We start from the raw sequence: 18,778 nt of genomic DNA, 5'->3' as shown, positions 1-18,778 counted from the left end.
GAAGTGGAAGACCGCCCGGTAAGGCCCCACCGGGGTCTCCTCCCAGTCCTCGACCAGGAAGACGTCATGGGGACCGAACTGCAGGGTGGGGATGAACCAGCCCCTCTCCACGACCATTCTCGCCCTCCCTCCTCTCGGGGCCGCGACGCCGCGCGGCCTCGCATGAGATCACCCCGCCGCGGGGAGCCGTGCCTTCTACGTGACGGCCCTCCCCGCCACACCGGATCCGTCTCTTACCCGGGCGCCGGCAACCCCATGGAATTCCCTGAACCCGCCGGGCGGCGCAGAGGGTCGTGTGTGTGCCGGCAAGGGATCCCCATGAAGCCTCTCGCCCGTCTCCCCCTTCTCCACGGACATCGAGCGTGGAGTTGCCTGGTAAAATCTGGTCGGGGTGGGCGGATTTGAACCGCCGACCTCATGCTCCCAAAGCATGCGCGCTGACCAAGCTGCGCCACACCCCGACGGAATGATTATAACAATAAGCGTTGCGTGAAATAAGGCCCGCGCGCATTAACGACAACCAGCGCGGGAATAAGGCCCACACGCCTTACCGCCCCGTTGCCCAAAAGCCCCGTCGGTATGGACGGTACACGAGCTCATGAGCCGAATCCGGCATCTCCACCCGAAGATCCGTACTTCGGGCCGCGCCGCCCGGCACCGGTGGCGCGAAGGGCCGCTGCCGCGTTTCCCATACCTCCTGCCGAATGCGGACGCCTTTGCGGGCCGGTTTGCGCGGGTAAGGACCCTCAACACGGCTTCACCGGATAACGCCTGCAGCGGGAAAGGAATCCTTCGCCAGTCGCCGCCCTGGTACCGGTCCCCTGAGCCGTTACATCGGGCCTTTCCGTAACGGTCGTGAGCCGCCCATTCGGCCCACCACTGTCCGATGTGCCGAACACAAGCCGCATCAGTCGATTTCACCCGGCCAAAGGAACCTTCTCCCCGCACGGACCTCGCCGGACAAGCCCCAGCACGCGGAAAAGCCAGCCTGCGGAAAGGAGATCTCCGCAAGCTACCCTCGCATCGCTTCCCTCGCATCCGCACCCCAGCCCCCTTGCGGTAGACCGGGAAGGTGGCTCTTCAATCCATTGCTCCCGGTTGTGTTAAAATTACTCTCGCCGGAGTTCCTTCGGCGGGCGCGAGCGGGAGTAGCTCAGGTGGAAGAGCGAGAGCCTTCCAAGCTCTAGGTCGCGGGTTCGAGGCCCGTCTCCCGCTCCATTTTCTTTTCCCCGCCCCTAGCGCCCTGAAGGCACGCAATCAATGTTCTCGATGCCTTACCGGCACTGAAACCATCCGCCGAACACCGCTCCATCCGGATGGTATTCAAGATCCCTACCACCGGCGTCCATCGCATGCGCAACGTTTTTATAGAACCTGGCGGACATTAAGAAGGGTCGGAGAAGAGCCAGGTGGGCTCCCCGCGCTCCAGGAGCTCCCGCAGGCGCCGCAGGGCCTTGCCGCGGTGGCTGAGGGCGTTCTTCTCCTCCAGCGTGAGCTCGGCCATGGTGCGAGAATGTCCCCGCGGGACGAAGACCGGGTCGTAGCCGAAACCTCCCTCGCCGCGAGGCTCCTCCGCTATCCGCCCCTCGCAGGTCTCCCTGATAAGCCGCCTCTCCCCGCGGGGTCCGGCCAGCGCCAGGACGCAGACAAAACGCGCCCCCCTCCTCTCGCTGGGAATTCCTTCCATTTCCGTCAAGAGGCGGGCCACGTTCCCGGCGTCGTCGCCGTGCCTCCCCGCGTAATGGGCGCTGCTCACTCCGGGCGCCCCGTCCAGGGCATCCACCTCCAGGCCGGAGTCGTCGGCTAGGGATGGGAGCCCGGAGAAGCGGGCCAGGCTCTCCGCCTTCTCCAGCGCGTTCTCCTCGAAGGTGCTCCCCTCCTCCTCTGGGACGGGCCAATCCGGGAAGTCCTCGCAGGTCAGGAGGCGAAGCGGGAGCCCCTCCAGGGCCTTGCGTATCTCCCTAATCTTGCCCGCGTTGCGAGTGGCCACCGCCAAGCGGATCTCCTTCATCCCGCGTCCTCCAGGCAGGCCTCCCTACTCTCGGAGAAGAGGACGGCTCGCTGCAGGCCCAATATCTTCCCGATGCCCGCGTGAGCCAGCTCGAGGAGTTCCTCCAGTTCGCGCCGGGAGAAGGGCCTCTTCTCCGCCGTTCCCTGTACCTCCACCAGGTCACCCTTCCCGGTCATGACCACGTTCATGTCCACCTCGGCGGAGGCATCCTCGTCGAAGTCCAGGTCCAGGAGGGGCACGCCGTCCACTATGCCCACGCTGACCGCGGCCACGGCGTCGGCCAAGGGGACCTCCTTCAGCCTCCCTTCGTCCACCAGGCGGCGGAAGGCCTCGTGGAGGGCCACGTAAGCGCCGTTGATGGCCGCGGTACGCGTGCCCCCGTCGGCCTGTATGACGTCGCAGTCCACCCAGATGGTGTACTCGTCAAGGGCTTCCATGTCCGTCACCGCCCGCAGGGAGCGGCCGATGAGGCGCTGTATCTCCAGCGTGCGCCCTCCCTGCCTTCCCACCACCGATTCCCGGCTCATCCTCTCTCGGGTGGAACGCGGGAGCATCCCGTATTCCGCGGTTATCCAACCCCTCCCCGAGCCCCGCAGGAACTGGGGCACCCTGAACTCCAGGGTGGCCGTGCATATCACCCTGGTGTTCCCCATCTCCACCAGGGCGGATCCCTCGGCATGGGCGATGTAGCCGCGCACCATGCGTATGGGACGCAGCTGATCGGGCCGCCTCCCGTCCCTCCTAACCATCCCCTCCACCTCCCAGGAGAATGCGCATACCCTCCCGGGCCACCTCCGCCTCACCGCCGAAGGCCTCGGCCGCCTCAGCGAGCACCTCCTCCGGCTCGAAGGTGGGCCATATATGGGTGAGGAGCAGGCGCCGCGCCCCAGCACGGCGCGCCGCCTCGCCCGCCTGCCTGGAGGTCATGTGTCCGTGGGAGGCCTCCTCGCGGTAGGAATCGGGAAGGGTGGCCTCGCAGATGAAGAGGTCCGCATCACGGGCAGCTTCCTCGATGGAGGGAGTGGGGGAGGTGTCGGAGGAATAGGCCAGCGCCCATCCGTCCCCCTCCACCCGCAGGGCATACCCCTCAACCGGATGACGGGTGGGGAAGGCCCGCAGCCTAATCCCTCCCACCTCATAATCCACCCCTTCCTGCAGCCTCTCCTCCCGGAAGACAATGGGCAGGTACTCCCGCGCCTCCCGCCCCAGGATGCACCCCAAGAGCTCCAGGCCCCCTTCGGGGAGGATGAGGCGCAGCCCCCAGGGCCTCAAGGGGTGAAAGCGGAGCGCGTAATACAGGGGGTAGAGGTCTCCGAAATGGTCGATATGCATGTGGGTGACCACCACGGCGTCGATGGCCGTGAGCTCCACCTCCCGCAGGAGGTTGGAGAGGCAACCGTTTCCCAGCTCGATGACCAGGGAATATCCTCCCTCCTGGATGAGGAATCCGTTGCAGGCCCCTCCGGGCCGGGGATAGGTCCCCGACGCGCCGAGGACGGTCAGGACCATGGCCTCCACCCTCCCAGCGGCAGCTCCACCTTCTCCACCCTCTCCACCTCGGGACCCAGGAAGATCCTACCCAGGGAGACGGCCTGTTCCGGGTCCCCCGAGCACATGAAGCGGTAGGTGGGGGGCTCCTCGGAGTTCTTGAGATATCCTCTGCGGACCAGGTTCTCCTCCACTTCCCGAGCCACTTCCTCGTCGGAGCTTATCAGCCGCACCCCCTCCCCCATCTCCCGGGCGATGACCTCCCGGAGGAGTGGATAATGGGTGCACCCCAGGACCAAGGTGTCCACGCCCCTCTTCTTCAAGGGGGCCAGGTACCGCCGCACCTCTTCCTCTACCCGAGGCCCGCGCACCTCACCCCGCTCCACGAAGTCCACCAGGGTGGGACAGGCCCGGGAATGCACGTGGGCCCCGGCGTCCAGGGCATGGATGGCCTTCTGGTAGGCCCGGCTGCGCACCGTGGCCCGGGTGCCGATCACCCCTATGCGGCGGTTGCGAGTGGCCTGCACCGCTCCCCGCGCCCCGGGCTCCACCACCCCCAGGACGGGCACAGAGCAGTTCCTCTGGATGTCGAGAAGGGCGGCGGAGGTGGCCGAATTGCAGGCCACCACGATGATCTTCACCCCCAGGGACTCGAGGAAGGCCGCTATCTCCAGCGCGAAGCGCCTTATCTCCGGGATCTCCCGCGGCCCGTAGGGCCCCCTGGCGTTGTCCCCGAAATAGATGATGGATTCCCGCGGCAGGCGGCGCATCACCGCCCGCATCACGGTCAATCCCCCCACACCGGAATCGAACATGCCCAGGGGCGCGGCGTTCAACTCACACCTCCAGGCGGCCGGAGGCTCGGGCGTCGAGCCCCAACGGCCGCGCTAAACTGCGTCTTCCTCAAAACATCCCTTGATTTTAGCACAACCTTAGCACAACCCCTTTCGCCACAGGGCCACCACCTCCCTCCTCCCGAGCTGTTCGCTCCTGCAGGAGGAGGGGGCTGCCGTTCGGCTCATCTCAGACCCGAAGGCGCCCGCCGGAACCGAGTGGCGTAGAGAGCGAGCTCTCCGACCTCTTCTGTTTGCCCGATGGTGCCGTATCCTTTCGGGAGACGTTTGCCGGGAGGAAAATGTTTGAGAAACCTCTCTCTCATCCCGGCAAGGTAAGAAAAAAAGCCGTCGGGACGAAGGGAACGAGAGGAATGACCTCCGGCACGTTTGACCGCGGCGCCAACCTCCCTTTAAGTTAAGAAGGGGGAAGTTGGGGAAAGGAAGGGAGGTCTTGGGATGAGGGAATCGATACTCCGGCGTATCGAGCGACTGGTGCCCGTGCTCCTGGTCACCTCGCATGACCTGCCCGCCGCCGACCCTGATGAGGTAGCCGCCTTCTGCCGGGAGTTCATATCCTCGGGCACGCCGGCCTTCCGCCTGCTCTACCTGGCCATGACCCTCTTCCTTGAGGCCCTGTGCCGGCTGCGCTTCCGCCGCTCCCTGTATTCCCTGCGCCCGGCGGAGGCCGAGGAGTTCCTGGAATCCCTCTATTCCAGCCGGTCCCTGCTGCTCAACGCGGTGCCCACCCTTCTGAGCACGCCTCTGTACCTGGCCTATTACGGACGGGATGACGTGCAGGAGGCTCTGGGCTTCGAGGTGCGGGCCTTAAGGGAGGAGGCGCTCCGGAGGGAGGTGGTCCGATGATAGTCCGCCCGGAGGAGGTGTCCGGGGATGTCCGGCGGGAGGCCGACGTGGTCATCGTGGGCTCCGGCGCGGGCGGCGCCCCAGTGGCCAAGGAGCTGGCCGAAGCCGGATACCGGGTGGTGGTCGTGGAGGAAGGAGCCTGGTACCGCCGTGAGGACTTCGATTTCCGTTCTTCCCAGGCCCTCATGCGCCTCTACCGGGACGCCGGCCAGACGGTGACCCTTGGCCTCCCGGTGGTGGTCGTCCCCCAGGGGATGACCGTGGGCGGCACCACCACGGTGAACTCCGGGACCTGCCTGCGCATCCCGCGGCACGTCCTCAAGCGCTGGCACCTGGAGAACGGCCTCCGGGACATCACCGAGGAGGAATTGAACCTCCTTTACTCCGCCCTCGAGGAATACCTCTTCGTGAAGAGGGCGGATCCGGAAGTGGCGGGGAGGAACGCCCTCCTCTTCCTGGAGAGCGCGAGGTCCCTGGGCTACTCCGGTGGCTTCCTGCCCCGCAACGCCAAGGATTGCGAGGGCTACGGCGTCTGCGCCTACGGTTGCCCCTCCGGGGCAAAGCAGAGCGCCAACGTCTCCTGGATACCGGACGCGGTGAGGGCGGGCGCGGACGTTTACACCCGCTGCCGCGCGGAACGGGTGCTGGTCCGCGGAGGAAGGGCGGTGGGGATAAGGGGGCACTTCCTTGATGCCGGGGGGAAGAGGAACGGCTTCCGTCTGGAGGTCTACGCCCGGGTGGTGGTGCTCGCCGCGGGGGCCCTCCAGACCCCTTCCCTGCTCCTGCACAACCGTATCTGCCTCTCCTCCGGCCGGGTGGGCGAGAACCTCTCCATCCACCCCTGCGGGGCCACCATGGCCCTGCTCAAGGAGAGGACCGGTAACCCGAGGGGAATCCCGCAGAGCACCTATGTGGACGAGTTCGCCCCGGAGGGGATCATGCTCGAGGGGGTCACCCTGCCGCCCCCCGTTATGTCCGTGAGCCTCCCCTGGGGCGGGCGCAGGAACGCCGAGGCCATGCGCCTGTATCCCTACTGCGGGACCTTCGGCTCCATGATCAGCGAACACGACTCGCGGGGCCGGGTCACGGCCGGACCCTCCGCGCGCCAGCCCTTGGCCTTCTACCGCCTCGGGCCCGGGGACCTGGAGAGGATGAAGCGCTCCGTGGTGCTCATGGCCGAGATCTGGTTCGCCGCCGGGGCCAGGAGGGTCTACACCCCCATAGCCGGCTACCGTGAACTGACCTCCCCCCGCGACCTCTCACGCCTCTCCCGGCACCGCCTGCGCCGGGGGGAGATCTACGGCCTCTCCGCCTATCACCCCATGGGCACCTGCAGCATGGGCGGCGACCCGGAATGGTCGGTGGTCAAGAGCACCGGCGAGACATGGGAGGTGGAAAACCTTTACATCTCCGACGCCAGCGTCCTTCCCACCTCCCTGGGGGTCAACCCGCAGCTGACGGTCATGGCCTTGGCCGTACGCACGGCCGGTTTCATCGACGAGCGCCTGCGCCAACCGCGAGTCCCGGCGCAAAAGCCCGGGCGGCTGACGGAATGGCTGGAACGGAGGAGGAGCGCGGAAAGCGGCAGGTCGAGGACCGTCCCATGAGCCTGCGGTTACGGTACGTCCGCTTTCCCTCGCGGAAAACACCCTACTTGATGCGCGGACGACCGGCAACAGGCCGCGGTCAACCAAGTCTCGCGGTTCGATACCCTTGGACCCTTATCCGGCTCGGGTCTGCAACTCGGGGCCCCTCCGGTTTGCGCAACCCTCTCATCTCCTTTTCCCGATGATTGGCTCAATGGAGGCATCGCACCCACTCCATGGCCTCATGGACGACACGTAAACCAGCTTCGGGTTCATGCCGAGGGGTCGGTGAGGAGGGACCCCTCCGGTGACGGCTTTCCTCCGCACACAGCTCGCATAGGCCCGCGGACCGGGGAAAGGCAGGGGCACCCCGCTTTTCCCCTAAACCTCGGAGGGCCCACGGGAGGCGAGAGTTCATGTCGTGCGCGGACGACTTTCTCCAGTGACGGTTTCGGGCTTTTCCGAAACCCGGAGGGTCAACGGAAAACAGGGTCATGCACCGTTGAGGGGCCATATAAGCCCTTCCTCGAGCGCCTTGCGGAAACGTTTTCCGGCTCCTCCCAGTATGGGTTCCCCGTGACCGGGGAGGAGGATCTCGAAATCCAGCTCCCTCACTCGGAGGAGGGAACGCGCCGCCGCCTCCGGGTCGGGGGTGAACTGCGGTGGGGGGCCCTCCAGGATACCGCCCTCGTTGCGCAGGAGGTCCCCGCTGAAGAGCACTCCGCGGCGGGAGGAATAGAGGCAGATGCTCCCCGCCGTGTGTCCGGGAGTGTGGATCACCTCCAGCCCTCCGGCCAGGTCCAGGCGGTCGCCCTCCTTCAGAGGGCGGTCCACGGGAAAAGCGCGGTAGCGGAAAAATGGCCAGAGGGCGGTGTAGAAGACCAGTCGTGACGTCTCCACCTCGAAGCGCTCGTAGGGGATATCGCCGCGCGCGTATGGCGCATCGTCTTCATGGATGGCGGCGAGGACCCCGTGCCTGCGCTTCAGACCCGAGATGGTCCCCACATGATCCCCGTGGTAATGGGTGGCCACCACCATCTCCAGGTCGCGGGGGGAAGCGCCCATCCTGCGCAGCCCGATGTGGATGGCCGGCAGGTCCACGGGAAACCCCGCGTCCACCAGGGTGAGCCCGTTCCCGGTGACCAGATAGATGTTCGATCCGAAGGAGTTGGCCAGCCGGTAGATGTCCCGGGTCAGGCTAATGGGCATCTCGACCTCGCTCCCCTCCTTCCGCCCGCCTACTGCGGGCATCCGCCAACCACGCTCTTCGACCTCGTCACGACCAGGTTATTACTCCATGCCTAACGGGGCAATCCCATCCGTGCGGACCGGCCGGCCCGCGGCGAATCCCCCTCTCTTTGACGGGAGCCCTTCCCGGAGGCACGTCCTCGCCGCAGCCGACCGTGCACGGAGACGAATTATAACCCCGGAACCCGCCGATTACCAGCATAAGGAGCATGGGGCCGGGTGGACCGGGCCCGCGTTCCGCCGGAGGGCCCCCATGCACTCCGCCGACACCGGTATGGGTTATGCGAGGTCCGCGTCTCCCCAAGCGAAGCGACGACGCCAAATGCGCCGCCATGCCACCCGCAGTGCGCATGGAACCCTGGGCTCCCGCGCCTCTTACCTTGAACTTGTCGAGGGGCATTGCCCTTCCCGACCGCGCAAGGGGCAGCGCGTACATGCCCCGCTCCAGACACTCTCCTACCCATTACACCTCCCACTTTATCCTTCCCATAAGGGATCCCAACCCGTCCTCCAGGCCATCATCGAACCCTCCCTCGCATTTTTCGCCCGGTACCTCCCGTTGCCTGTCCTCCCGCGCTATCCCTCCCTACGAAGGGATCCCAACCCGTCCTCCAGGCCATCATCGAACCCTCCCTCGCATTTTTCGCCCGGTACCTCCCGTTGCCTGTCCTCCCGCGCTATCCCTCCCTACGAAGGGATCCCAACCCGTCCTCCAGGCCATCATCGAACCCTCCCTCGCATTTTTCGCCCGGTACCTCCCGCTTCCTGTCCTTCCACGCCCCTGCTGGGTTATGATTTCCCCATGAGCGGGAAGAACCAGTCTGCGAAGAGGGTGAAGACCCTGGCCGAGAACCGTAAGGCCAGGCACGATTTCCTCATCGAGGAACGGATGGAGGCGGGCATCTCCCTCCTCGGCTCGGAGGTCAAGTCCATACGGGAGGGAAAGGCCTCCCTGCGAGACAGCTTCGCCAGGGTCAGGGACGGCGAGGTCTACCTGGAGAACATGCACGTGGCACCCTACAGCCATGGAGGGGCGTTCAACCACCCACCACGCCGGGAGAGAAAGCTCCTCCTGCACAAGGGCGAGATACGGCGCCTGCAGGGCAAGGTGGCCGAGAAGGGCTATACCCTTGTACCCCTCAGCCTCTACCTCAACGAGAAGGGCAAGATAAAGGTGGAACTTGGGTTGGCCCGGGGCAAGGCCAAGGCCGACCGCCGCCGCGAGATAATGGAGCGCGAGAGCCGGCGCGACCTGGAGCGTGCCCTGAAGGAGAGCGGGAGGCATCTATCCCGAGAATAGGGGCTTCCCCTCCCCGACATTTTGCCCCCTCTCCCCGCGTCCGGAGTCCCCGATAAATATTCATCCCCAGGGCAGGGCCCTCCAGAGCGGACCCCCCTCACGGCCATACGTGGAAACTCGGACTTCGCTATCCAATAAGTATCCTTACGGATATTCGTGGCAGGGGATCAAGGTAATTCTTCCCAAGAAAGTGGCTTTCGCTCCCGGCCATGCATGAAGAGCGAATTTGTTGGAGACCGCGACCAGGCGTTCATCGCACCCTCTCAGCGATAGGGTTAAAAACGGCCTGCACCTTCGGTTGAATCTCCCTGGACCGATGCCCAGCTACTCTTCCTCTCCACCAACCGGGAAGGCAAGCGGCTTCCTGCGGCAGGAAATGCATAAAATAATAGAGCGGCCTGACCGGCGGCGGGATCTTCCCGGATCTGCGTCCGGCCACCCATCCTCCCCCATAACGGCTAAGGAAAGCGGTGTCCTGTGTCCTTTGAGAGACAGGACGCTTCGAAAAACAGCGGAACCCTTATCGGACCGGCGTTCAGCCATTGCATAGGAGGCCTTTGGCCACTCCTCCTTGGATTGCCCGCCTTCCTAGCCTCCTTCCCCTTCTTCCTCTCCCTCCTCCCCCGCTTCCCCCCAGACCTCGGCTCCCTCCCGGAAGAGGAAGGCCGCTATGGCCAGTCCGACAATCGGGTCCGCCTGCCAGAAGCCGAAGAGGTAATTGGAGCCCAGGCCGACGAAGAGGGAAAGGGAGAGGAAAGCGCAGGCCAGAGTCTCGCGCGAATCGGCCACCAGGGCCCTGCTTCCGAGCCTCTCCCCTGTGAGGCGTTTCCACCGGGCGAGGAAAGGCATGACCACCAGGGAAAGGGCGGAGATGACCATCCCCGGGAGCGATGGTTCCGGTACCTCTCTCCCGATGAGCTTATCCAGGCACTCGTAGAGGATATAGACACCCAGGACCAGGAAGGTGACGGCCACGAGGCGCATGGCCCTCTTCTCCACCCTCTGCTCCTCCTCGCCGGAGACCTTCCCGTGCATGCGCAGCCTCCAGACGAGCACCAACCCGCTCAGCGACTCCACCACGCTGTCCAGGCCGAAACCCACCAGGGCTATGCTTCCCGCCCGGAGGCCGAAACCGATGGATGCCGCCGCCTCCAGCAGGTTGTAGGCCAGGGTGAAATACTCGAGGCGCAGGCCCCTCCTGTAGAGCCTTTCCGCTTCTCCTCTGTCGCTCACGGCACAGGGCTCGCCCATGCAGGCTTTACCCCGTGAAGCCTCGTATTCTATCTTCTGCCAATCCACGTCCCGGGGCCGATCTTCCATGCGCCGCAACCCGGCGACCGCCTTTCTCAGGTCCTCGGCCCCCAGCAATCGGAACATCAATGCGGGAGGCGCCGTATCCTTCCACGAAACACCTGCGAGGAACTCGACGGAGGCTATGCGCCGGCTCGCGCGGACCGCAATACCGCCGCATCTTGCGAGCTCCGGCCATCCGGCCTTATGGGTGTTAGCTTACCATATCCGAGGCGGGTAAAGGCGGGCAGGCTCGGGAGGCGAGGCGTTGAGCGTGCGCATCCGAAACGGCGCACGAGGCCGTTGAGGGCGAACCCCCCTCGAGGTCGTCATCGGCGGATTGTTCCGCCGAAAGCAAGGATCTCCCGATCGTCACCGTATACCCTTGGCCGGCGCATTAAAGATCGAAACACTATAACGCCTTGCCGATCCCCGTTCAAACCCGAGGTCCTCGCACGAAAAAGGGATGTCCTTCACCGCTCGGGGGAACGGATCTCGCCCGGCGTCCGCCTTTGGGGGATCTCCGTAGCGCCCTGGCCGGCGCCCCCGGCCGTGAAAGGGGATGGGGAAGCCCTCCCCCAGGCCGGACAGCCCGGTCATGGACGGAAAGGAGGGCGCTATCGAAGGAAGAAGGAGATGTCCTTCACCGCTCGGGGGAATCCTCATTCGCATGGTGCTCCAGAGGCTCGAGGATCGGTCGATGAAGCCGTGATCTTCTTTCAAGCACGATCGGGTTCGAAAGGGATTCTGGGTTTCCTGCTCCTCACGGTAGAGACCGATTTTTGTCACGGACGCAAAAAGCCTGCCGCCGTTCGTGCGGGTTCGTCACGGCGGGTGAATTTGCGGTCAACGAGGTGTAAAATGTACTTGAAGGCGCAGCTTGAAAAGAGGGGGCGAAACGGCTTCGACAGGGATCGGCGGCCGCAGTGGGAGCGAGCCGGGGGCCCGCGCCCCGTGAGCAAGCGGGAAAACAAATAGACGCCGACAGCGAGTTGGCTCTGGCCGCTTAATAGAAGCGGCCCGTCCCTCTCCGGGAGGCCCGCGACCGGGGAAGGGGCGTCGTCCAGCGGGCTCGCTCCGGCCCTACTCCCGTAAAGGCCGGAGGACAAACCATCCGGGATAGCTTCCGGCGAGCCGTTCGCCGGGCGAACCGGAGGTGAAACCTGAAACGGCGGATACGCTCGTAGAGCCCACGCGGTCGGATTTCTGGACGGGGGTTCGACTCCCCCCGCCTCCACCATAATTAAGGAAAACCCTTCCAGTGGAAGGGTTTTTTTATTTTATATTATCCATTCCATCCCCAAGCGGTCGGAGCATGCCACCGAAACATCCCGGTTCAAAACACCCATCGACAGCCGCCTCTATAGTTCCTCAACCCTTAAAAAAGGCGCAGGAGGTAAGGGATAAGGGCGCGGAGGTTCAGCGTCACCACCAAGCCGCCGACAAGGAGCATCAAAGGCCTCGTGGCCACCTTGCGCACCGTGTAGGCAGCAAAGGGAGCTGCCACTACGCCCCCGATGACCAGGCCGAGAATTATCCACCAATCGATGTTGGATACCGTGAGGAAGAAGGTAATCGACTGGGCGGTGGTGACGAAGAACTCCGTGGCGTTGACCGACCCGATCACATAACGGGGGTTGTTGCCCCTGGCCACAAGGGTGGAGGTCACTATGGGACCCCATCCTCCGCCCCCTATGGCATCGCAGAATCCCTCCACCACTCCCAAGCTCGACAGGAACAGATGTGCGTCGGTGACCTTATGCACCGGTTGACGGAAAGCCTTGTACAGGATGACCACGCCCATGATCAGCAGGTAACACGAGACCAAGGGCTTGATGCGCTCACCGTCGAGAACATCGGCCAGGAGATAAGCTCCCAAGACTCCCCCGAGCACCCCCGGTATGAGCAGCCGGAAGAAATATTCCTTTTTCACATTGCGAAAGGTGAAGTGGGAGAGACCGGAGACTCCCGTCGTGCATACCTCGGATACATGCAGGCTGGCACTGGAAAGTCGTGGGGGAATTCCCAGGCTAAGAAGCACCGTGTCGCAGATCACCCCATAAGCCATACCGATGGCTCCGTCGATTATTTGAGCGAAAAACCGACCAGAGCGAAAAAGAAAATGTTATGCGGCATATGTCCTCCAATTTTCCCAAACCCCGAGATGAAAACCGTGCTCTCCTACGGCCACAACCCCAGGAAATACTCGTCATCATCAAATATAATTAAATATTATTATATTTAATTACTGCAGCAATGCAACCCCGCCCGAGGACGGGCTCTCCGCCGCACCGGATGCAACAAGGCTGAAGGAAATCTCTCAACCGCCCATCCACAGTCGGAGGTCTTTTATGCTCATGCATTTCCGAACATTCAACCTGGGGACTTATGCTCATGCATTTCCGAACATTCAACCTGGGGACGCAATTGTATGGGTTCAAGGAGCCGCGGGCCGCCTCCAGGGCCCTCTGCAGCTGGAGGTCCTCCCCGCCCACCAGGGGGTTCCTCACCGGGATATGGGTAGCGGTTCTCTCGCAGTGGCGGATGTCCGGGGCGATGCCCCGGCGGCTTTGGCTGTTCGCACCGGGTTTCCTCGGGGCCTCCTAGCGGGTGCCGCGGGCCGCCTCCAGGGCCCTCTGCAGCTGGAGGTCCTCCCCGCCCACCAGGGGGTTCCTCACCGGGAAGTCCGGGGCGATGCCCTGGTCGTCGATGTTGTTTCCCCGCGGGGTGTAATAGCGGGCGATGGTCAGGCGGATGCCGGTCCCGTCGGGCTGGCGGAAGATCTGCTGGATGGAGCCCTTCCCGAAGGTGGCCTCGCCGACCAAGAGGCAGCGGTTGTTCTCCCGCAGGGCAGCGGCGAAGATCTCCGAGGCGCTGGCCGATCCACGGTTGACCAGCACGTAAACGGGAAGGTCCCAGGAGACCTCCCCGTCCGCCTCGTAAACCCGGCTCACCCCCGCAACCCGTCCCCTGGAGGAGACGATGACCCCGTCGCGGAGGAAGAGATCCGCGGCCTCGATGGCCGGCTCCATGTAACCTCCCGGGTTGGAGCGCAGGTCGATGACCAGAGAGGAAACACCCTTTGCCCCCAGGTCCGCCAGGGCTTCCCGCAGGCGTTCCGCGGCGTCCTGGGTCCAGTCGGTGAGGCGGATGTAACCCACCCCTCCCTCCTTGACCTCCGTCTCCATGACCGGGATCTCGATCCTGCGGCGCATGATGTCGAAGCGGAGGATGTCCGGTTCCCCGGGACGGGAGACCCCGATGCGCACCGTGGTCCCCTCCGGCCCCCGGATGAGCATGACCACCTCGTCCAGTTCCATATGGGTGACATCCCTGTCGTCAACCTCGAGGACGATGTCCCCCTCCCGTATCCCCACCTCCTGGGCCGGGGTTCCCTCCAGCACCTGGACCACGCGTATCTGGTTCTTCACCTTCTGCATGGCCACCCCGATGCCCGAGAAATGGCCGGAGAGCTGGGTATCCAGCATCTCCAGCTGCTCCGCGTTCATGAAGGCGGTGAAGGGGTCGTCCAGGGAATCGAGCATGGACTCCACCCCCCGCGCCACCAGGCGCTCCCTGTCGGCCCCGGACTCCGCGAGGCGGCGAATCCCCCGCGCCGCGGCCTCCAGGAGCTCCTCCTCGTCCACCTCTTCCACGTAGTTGCCCTCCACGATGTCCTCCGCCCGCCGGAAGGAATCGCTGTCCAGCAGGAGCTTCCGGAGCTCATCGGAGGATTCCGCCGTTCCACGCCCCTGAGACCCGGATGAGGTGCCGCCGGAGCGGCGTCCCGAGGAGGTGAGCAGATAGGGCACGGCGAAACATGAACCCACGAGAAGCAGGGACAGGACAACGGCGAGTACGGCGATGCGCCGGTCCCGGCGCTTCTGCCCTTCGTCGGCGAGATCGGGGCCCGGCTGCATTTTCCTCCCCCGCGGAACAGGGTCCTGCTCTCACACCTCGAGGAAGCGTCCCAGGGCGTAGGCGCTTCCCAGGGCCCCGATGACCACGCCGCCCACCAGGATGCAGGGGACGAGGACGGCGAAGAGCCCGGAGGAGAAGGAGAGCCGCAGGAACTGGAGGCTCTCGATGAGCCGGTCGAGTATCCACACCTTGACCGCCATGACCACGAGGATGGCGGCCAGGGAACCCGAGAGCCCCTCGAACACCCCCTCCAGGACGAAGGGCCAGCGGATGAACCAGTTGGTGGCTCCTACCAGCTTCATGATCCCGATCTCCCTGCGCCGGGCGAAGATGGCCACCTGGATGGTTACCGAGACCAGGAGCACGGCCACCAAGGCCAGGGCTATGACGGCCACCGTGCCTATCTGGCGGAACTTGTCGAAGATGTTCTCCAGCTTCTCGATGGCCGAGCTGGCGGACTTGATGTCCTCGATGCGCTCCCGGTAGGGGGCCTCATTGTTGATCCTTCCCACCACCACGCCCACGTCCTTGGGGTCTTTGGTCATCAACTGGTAGGAATTGGGAAGAGGGTTCTCGTCGATGTACTCCCAGAGCTCGGGCTGGTCCTTGAACCGCTCCTTGAACTCCCGGAGGGCCTCGTCCTTGCTCTTGAAGTAGATGGACTTGGCATCCACCTCCGGGATGGAGGCCAGGAAGGCCTCGATGGCCTGTAGCTCCTCCTGGGTGGTTAGGTCGGAGAGGTAGACGTCCACCTCCCCCACCTTGCGCTCGGCGTTCTTGATCATGTTGCTGAACATGTTCCAGCCCATGACCACCAGGCCCAGGATCCCCAAGGAGACGGTGACCACGGCGATGGCGGCTATGGCCAGGATGATGTTCTTGCGAAGGGATGCCCAGGTCTCGCCGGCGAAGTACTTTATCTTATTCATAGCCGTACACGCCCCTGTCCTGGTCGCGGATGATGCGCCCGTTCTCCAGGGCGATCACCCTCTTGCGGAAGGCGTCCACTATGTTCTTGTCGTGGGTGGCCACGATGACCGTGGTGCCCGTGGAGTTTATCTTCTCCAGGAGGCGCACTATACCCACCCCAAGGGAGGGGTCCACGTTTCCCGTGGGCTCGTCGGCCAGCAGGATGGGGGGCCGGTTGATGAAGGCGCGGGCGATGGCCACCCTCTGCTGCTCCCCTCCGGACAGCTCGTCCGGGAAGGCGTCCAGCTTGTGCCCCAGCCCCACCAGCTTGAGCACCTCCGGCACCTGCTGTTCGATGAGGCGGCGGGATTTGCCCGTCACCTCCATGGCGTAGGCCACGTTCTGGAAGACCGTCTTGTGGGGCAGGAGCTTGAAGTCCTGGAAGACGCACCCGATCTTGCGCCTGAGGTAGGGGACCTTCCACTTGCGCAGCTGGTTTATGTTCGTGTCCGCGATGTAGATCTGCCCGCTGGTGGGCTCCTCCTCCTTGATCAGCAGCTTGATGAGGGTGGTCTTGCCCGAGCCGGAGGGACCCACCAGGAAGACGAACTCCCCCTTCTCCACGTCCAGGGTGACGTCCTCGAGGGCGTAGACGTTGCCCTTGTAGATCTTGGTCACCCTACGCATCCTGATCAAAACGCATCATCTCCTCGTCTTTCCGCCGTTATCTCCATGACAGAGAAGGCGCGCCGCCTCGGCGATGTGACGGGCGCCCAGCCCGAAATGTTCCACCAGCTCCTCCGCCGACCCGGAGACGCCGAAACGGTCGCGGATGCCCACCATGCGCATGGGCGTGGGCATCTCTTCCGCGAGGAGCTCGGCCACCGCGCTTCCCATCCCGCCCAGAACGGTGTGTTCCTCGCAGGTCACCACCCTCCCCGTGCGGGCCACCGATTCCAGGACGCCCTCCCGGTCCAACGGCTTCACCGTGTGCAGGTTGAGGACCTCGGCCTCTATACCCTCATCGGCCAGGAGTTCCGCCGCCTGCAGGGCCTTGTGCAACAAGTACCCGCAGGCGATGATGGTGACGTCCCTCCCCGGGCGCATGAGCAGGCATTTCCCGAATCGGAAGCGGTAGTCCTCGCTGAAGAGCACCGGTGCCTTGGGCCGCCCCAGGCGCACGTAGGCCGGGCCGTCCAGGTAGGCCACGGCCTTCACCGCCTCCCTCGCCTCGTAATAGTCGGCGGGCACCACCACCTTCATGCGCGGCACCGCCCGCATGAGGGCGATGTCCTCCAGGGCCTGGTGTGAGGAGCCGTCCTCCCCCACGGTGATGCCCCCGTGGCTGGCGCATATCTTGACGTTGAGGTCGGAATAGGCGATGGTGTTGCGCACCTGGTCGTACGCCCTTCCTGTGGCGAAGATGGCGAAGGTCGAGGCGAAGACTATCTTCCCCGTGGCCGCCAGCCCGGCCGCGGTGGCCATGAGGTTCTGCTCCGCCACTCCGCAGTCCACGAAACGGTCCGGGAAACGCAGCTTGAACCTCTCCGTCTGGGTGGACTTGGCCAGGTCGGCGTCGAGGACCACGATGCGCGGGTCCTTCTCGCCAAGCTCCAGCAGGGCATCGGCGTACCCGTCCCGGGTATAGCGCAGCTCCCACTCAGTCATATCTCTTCTTCCAGCTCCCTCAGGGCCCTCTCCATCTCCTCCCGGGTCGGTGCCTTGCCGTGGAAGTCCACGTTGTTCTCCATGAAGGAGACCCCTTTGCCCTTTATGGTGTGGGCGATGATCATGCTGGGGCCAAGGGATCCGTCCGCCCGGTCCAGGGCGGCGCAGACCTCCAGGACGTCGTGCCCGTCGACCTCCTGCACTTCCCAGCCAAAGGACCGCCACTTGGCGGGCAGGTCCCCCAGGTCCACCACCTCGCAGCAGCGCCCGTCGATCTGCAAACCGTTGTTGTCCAGGATGGCCGTGAGGTTGTCCAGCCGCTGGTGCGCGGCGAGCATGGCCGCCTCCCAGATCCCTCCCTCCTGGCTCTCCCCGTCCCCGATTAGGGCATATACCCGGCAGGGAAGCCCGTCCATGCGCAACCCCAGGGCCATGCCGCAGGCGGCGGAGAGGCCCTGTCCCAGAGACCCGGTGGAGATCTCCACCCCGGGGGTGCGCAGCCGGTCCGGGTGGCCCTGGAGCATGGAACCCAGACGGCGGAGCCGCCACAATTCCTCCCGGTCGAAGTACCCGCTCCGGGCCAGGACGGCGTACAGGGCGGGCGCCGCGTGCCCCTTGGAGAGCACGAAGCGGTCGCGGAGGCGCCATTCCGGTTCCTCCGGGCGGTGCCTCATCTTGTAGAAATATAGGCAGGCCATGATCTCCACGCAGGAGAGGGAGCCTCCGGGGTGCCCACTCCCGGCAAGGCCGATCATGCGCACGATGTCCTTCCGCAGTTCTCTGGAAATAGTTTCCAGCTTATTCCTGAGCTCGTCTGCCTCCGTCCCTTCCAAGACCATCCCTTCCGTCTCCGGGCGCACGGCACTCATATCTTCACGCCTTTCTGGCTCGCCGGCCGGCCTCATTCCAGGCGCAGCTGCTTCCCTCTCCGCGCCAGAAATTCCTCCAGCCTTTCGATGGAGTAGTTTATCACGCTGCTCGGAGCCATGTCAGTTTCGCGTAATATTTCTATCGCCTCTCCGAATTCTCCTGCAAAGGAGGCCACGTGGGCATCGCTCCCCACCGCCACCAGGCCCTTCCTCTCCGCCAGAAGACGGACCATGCGGCGGCAGTTCTCCTCGCTCCCGCTACGGGTGTAGGTGAAGGAACTGTTGTTCACCTCCAGAGCCTTCCCCTCCCGCACCGCCGCCTCCACCACCGCCTCCATGTCCACCGGGAAAGCGGGGTTGTCGGGATGCACTATGATGTCCACAAGCGGATGGCGGACGGCGGAGAGCAGGGCGGCGGTGTTCTCCTCCACGCTCTCCCCCTGGTATCCGGTGTAGGGATGCAGCCCGGCATGGACCACGTCAAGGGCGGCCAGGACCTTGTCCGGGAGGTCCAGGGTACCCTCCGTGTCCAGGATGTTGGCCTCCACGGAGCGTAGGATAACCACCCCGTGGAGCCGGCGGGGGATCACCTTGAGGTTCCAGAAATGGTAAATATTACCTGAACCGGGAACCGCCGGGCCGTGATCGGTGACGGCGATGGCCTCCAGCCCCTTTTCCGCCGCCCAGCGGGCGCATTCCTCCACCGTGGAGTAGGCGTGCCCGCTGGACACCGTGTGCACGTGGAGGTCCACCTTTATCCGGTAATCTCCCCTTTCCACCTGATCCTC

Annotated in this window: 16 protein-coding genes, 2 tRNA genes and 1 other RNA gene; 5 read left to right on the top strand and 14 right to left on the bottom strand. The window is 64.5% G+C overall.

Translation table 11 applies throughout. From position 1 onward, the window contains the following. Positions 1-383 precede the first annotated feature (383 nt). Positions 384-461: transfer RNA gene (locus H7007_RS05680), tRNA-Pro, on the bottom strand. Between the two features lie 681 nt (positions 462-1,142). Here H7007_RS05680 and H7007_RS05675 point away from each other — a divergent pair. Beyond that, positions 1,143-1,218: transfer RNA gene (locus H7007_RS05675), tRNA-Gly, on the top strand. A gap of 166 nt (positions 1,219-1,384) precedes the next feature. Here H7007_RS05675 and H7007_RS05670 read toward each other — a convergent pair. From H7007_RS05670 to murI, 4 genes are read right to left on the bottom strand one after another with little or no spacing between them, the layout of a single operon-like run. Further along, complete coding sequence (locus H7007_RS05670) at positions 1,385-2,011, bottom strand: XTP/dITP diphosphatase (protein ID WP_287153782.1); 627 nt, start codon at positions 2,009-2,011, stop codon at positions 1,385-1,387. Continuing rightward, entirely contained in the window at positions 2,008-2,760 is a 753-nt protein-coding gene (gene rph, locus H7007_RS05665) for a ribonuclease PH (RefSeq protein ID WP_287153781.1), read from the bottom strand. The genes H7007_RS05670 and rph overlap by 4 nt, the downstream gene beginning before the upstream one ends. After that, a complete protein-coding gene (locus H7007_RS05660) occupies positions 2,753-3,520 on the bottom strand; it encodes an MBL fold metallo-hydrolase (RefSeq protein WP_287153779.1) in 768 nt (255 codons plus the stop codon). The genes rph and H7007_RS05660 overlap by 8 nt, the downstream gene beginning before the upstream one ends. Further along, positions 3,511-4,335 carry a glutamate racemase gene (gene murI, locus H7007_RS05655; protein ID WP_287153777.1) on the bottom strand — a complete coding sequence of 275 codons (825 nt, stop codon included), beginning with the start codon at positions 4,333-4,335 and terminating at the stop codon, positions 3,511-3,513. The genes H7007_RS05660 and murI overlap by 10 nt, the downstream gene beginning before the upstream one ends. A gap of 456 nt (positions 4,336-4,791) precedes the next feature. Between murI and H7007_RS05650 the strand changes: the two genes are divergently transcribed. Together H7007_RS05650 and H7007_RS05645 are read left to right on the top strand one after the other, a co-directional pair. Next, positions 4,792-5,199: a hypothetical protein gene (locus H7007_RS05650; RefSeq protein ID WP_287153775.1), complete on the top strand. Its 408-nt coding sequence runs from the start codon at positions 4,792-4,794 to the stop codon at positions 5,197-5,199. Beyond that, positions 5,196-6,806: a GMC family oxidoreductase gene (locus tag H7007_RS05645; protein ID WP_287153773.1), complete on the top strand. Its 1,611-nt coding sequence runs from the start codon at positions 5,196-5,198 to the stop codon at positions 6,804-6,806. The genes H7007_RS05650 and H7007_RS05645 overlap by 4 nt, the downstream gene beginning before the upstream one ends. A 471-nt stretch (positions 6,807-7,277) precedes the next feature. On the opposite strand, the gene H7007_RS05640 is transcribed toward H7007_RS05645, so the two are convergent. Next, positions 7,278-7,994, bottom strand: coding sequence for an MBL fold metallo-hydrolase (locus H7007_RS05640; RefSeq protein ID WP_287153771.1), 717 nt, complete (start codon positions 7,992-7,994; stop codon positions 7,278-7,280). A gap of 841 nt (positions 7,995-8,835) precedes the next feature. On the opposite strand from H7007_RS05640, the gene smpB reads away from it, so the two are divergent. Continuing rightward, positions 8,836-9,333 carry an SsrA-binding protein SmpB gene (gene smpB, locus H7007_RS05635; protein ID WP_287153769.1) on the top strand — a complete coding sequence of 166 codons (498 nt, stop codon included), beginning with the start codon at positions 8,836-8,838 and terminating at the stop codon, positions 9,331-9,333. 588 nt (positions 9,334-9,921) lie between these two features. Here smpB and H7007_RS05630 read toward each other — a convergent pair. Then, positions 9,922-10,710: a cation diffusion facilitator family transporter gene (locus H7007_RS05630; RefSeq protein WP_287153768.1), complete on the bottom strand. Its 789-nt coding sequence runs from the start codon at positions 10,708-10,710 to the stop codon at positions 9,922-9,924. 802 nt (positions 10,711-11,512) lie between these two features. On the opposite strand from H7007_RS05630, the gene ssrA reads away from it, so the two are divergent. Further along, positions 11,513-11,863, top strand: a transfer-messenger RNA (tmRNA) gene (ssrA, locus tag H7007_RS05625). A 138-nt stretch (positions 11,864-12,001) separates the two neighbouring features. Here the strand turns inward: ssrA and H7007_RS05620 are convergent. The 7 genes from H7007_RS05620 to H7007_RS05590 all read right to left on the bottom strand — a co-directional run bounded on the left by H7007_RS05620 (position 12,002) and on the right by H7007_RS05590 (position 18,769). Then, positions 12,002-12,691 carry a sulfite exporter TauE/SafE family protein gene (locus tag H7007_RS05620; protein WP_350340620.1) on the bottom strand — a complete coding sequence of 230 codons (690 nt, stop codon included), beginning with the start codon at positions 12,689-12,691 and terminating at the stop codon, positions 12,002-12,004. A 535-nt stretch (positions 12,692-13,226) separates the two neighbouring features. After that, the gene (locus H7007_RS05615; protein WP_287153767.1) at positions 13,227-14,543 is read right to left on the bottom strand and encodes a S41 family peptidase; all 1,317 of its coding nucleotides are present in this window, start codon (positions 14,541-14,543) and stop codon (positions 13,227-13,229) included. A 30-nt stretch (positions 14,544-14,573) separates the two neighbouring features. After that, complete coding sequence (gene ftsX, locus H7007_RS05610; RefSeq protein WP_287153765.1) at positions 14,574-15,473, bottom strand: permease-like cell division protein FtsX; 900 nt, start codon at positions 15,471-15,473, stop codon at positions 14,574-14,576. Continuing rightward, entirely contained in the window at positions 15,466-16,149 is a 684-nt protein-coding gene (gene ftsE, locus H7007_RS05605) for a cell division ATP-binding protein FtsE (RefSeq protein ID WP_502754848.1), read from the bottom strand. The genes ftsX and ftsE overlap by 8 nt, the downstream gene beginning before the upstream one ends. A gap of 6 nt (positions 16,150-16,155) precedes the next feature. Next, entirely contained in the window at positions 16,156-17,121 is a 966-nt protein-coding gene (locus tag H7007_RS05600; protein ID WP_287153763.1) for a transketolase family protein, read from the bottom strand. After that, positions 17,118-17,960, bottom strand: a complete 843-nt coding sequence (locus H7007_RS05595) for a transketolase (protein WP_350340621.1) — start codon at positions 17,958-17,960, stop codon at positions 17,118-17,120. The genes H7007_RS05600 and H7007_RS05595 overlap by 4 nt, the downstream gene beginning before the upstream one ends. Before the next feature lie 62 nt (positions 17,961-18,022). Next, on the bottom strand, positions 18,023-18,769 hold the full coding sequence (locus H7007_RS05590) for a phosphatase (protein WP_287153760.1): 747 nt from the start codon (positions 18,767-18,769) through the stop codon (positions 18,023-18,025). Positions 18,770-18,778 lie beyond the last annotated feature (9 nt).

This window comes from Candidatus Solincola tengchongensis (assembly GCF_015711935.1).
GTDB lineage: Bacteria > Actinomycetota > Geothermincolia > Geothermincolales > RBG-13-55-18 > Solincola_A > Solincola_A tengchongensis.
Note: the sequence above shows the minus strand (reverse complement) of the source record. Positions and strands in the feature narration are given on the sequence as shown.

What these genes read in the sequence shown, in the direction of transcription:
- H7007_RS05670 (WP_287153782.1), bottom strand. Translation starts at nt 2,011, where the DNA reads ATGAAGGAGATCCGCTTGGCGGTGGCCACTCGCAACGCGGGCAAGATT.
- rph (WP_287153781.1), bottom strand. Translation starts at nt 2,760, where the DNA reads ATGGTTAGGAGGGACGGGAGGCGGCCCGATCAGCTGCGTCCCATACGC.
- H7007_RS05660 (WP_287153779.1), bottom strand. Translation starts at nt 3,520, where the DNA reads ATGGTCCTGACCGTCCTCGGCGCGTCGGGGACCTATCCCCGGCCCGGA.
- H7007_RS05650 (WP_287153775.1), top strand. Translation starts at nt 4,792, where the DNA reads ATGAGGGAATCGATACTCCGGCGTATCGAGCGACTGGTGCCCGTGCTC.
- H7007_RS05645 (WP_287153773.1), top strand. Translation starts at nt 5,196, where the DNA reads ATGATAGTCCGCCCGGAGGAGGTGTCCGGGGATGTCCGGCGGGAGGCC.
- H7007_RS05640 (WP_287153771.1), bottom strand. Translation starts at nt 7,994, where the DNA reads ATGCCCATTAGCCTGACCCGGGACATCTACCGGCTGGCCAACTCCTTC.
- smpB (WP_287153769.1), top strand. Translation starts at nt 8,836, where the DNA reads ATGAGCGGGAAGAACCAGTCTGCGAAGAGGGTGAAGACCCTGGCCGAG.
- H7007_RS05630 (WP_287153768.1), bottom strand. Translation starts at nt 10,710, where the DNA reads ATGTTCCGATTGCTGGGGGCCGAGGACCTGAGAAAGGCGGTCGCCGGG.
- H7007_RS05620 (WP_350340620.1), bottom strand. Translation starts at nt 12,691, where the DNA reads ATGGCTTATGGGGTGATCTGCGACACGGTGCTTCTTAGCCTGGGAATT.
- H7007_RS05615 (WP_287153767.1), bottom strand. Translation starts at nt 14,543, where the DNA reads ATGCAGCCGGGCCCCGATCTCGCCGACGAAGGGCAGAAGCGCCGGGAC.
- ftsX (WP_287153765.1), bottom strand. Translation starts at nt 15,473, where the DNA reads ATGAATAAGATAAAGTACTTCGCCGGCGAGACCTGGGCATCCCTTCGC.
- H7007_RS05600 (WP_287153763.1), bottom strand. Translation starts at nt 17,121, where the DNA reads ATGACTGAGTGGGAGCTGCGCTATACCCGGGACGGGTACGCCGATGCC.
- H7007_RS05595 (WP_350340621.1), bottom strand. Translation starts at nt 17,960, where the DNA reads ATGGTCTTGGAAGGGACGGAGGCAGACGAGCTCAGGAATAAGCTGGAA.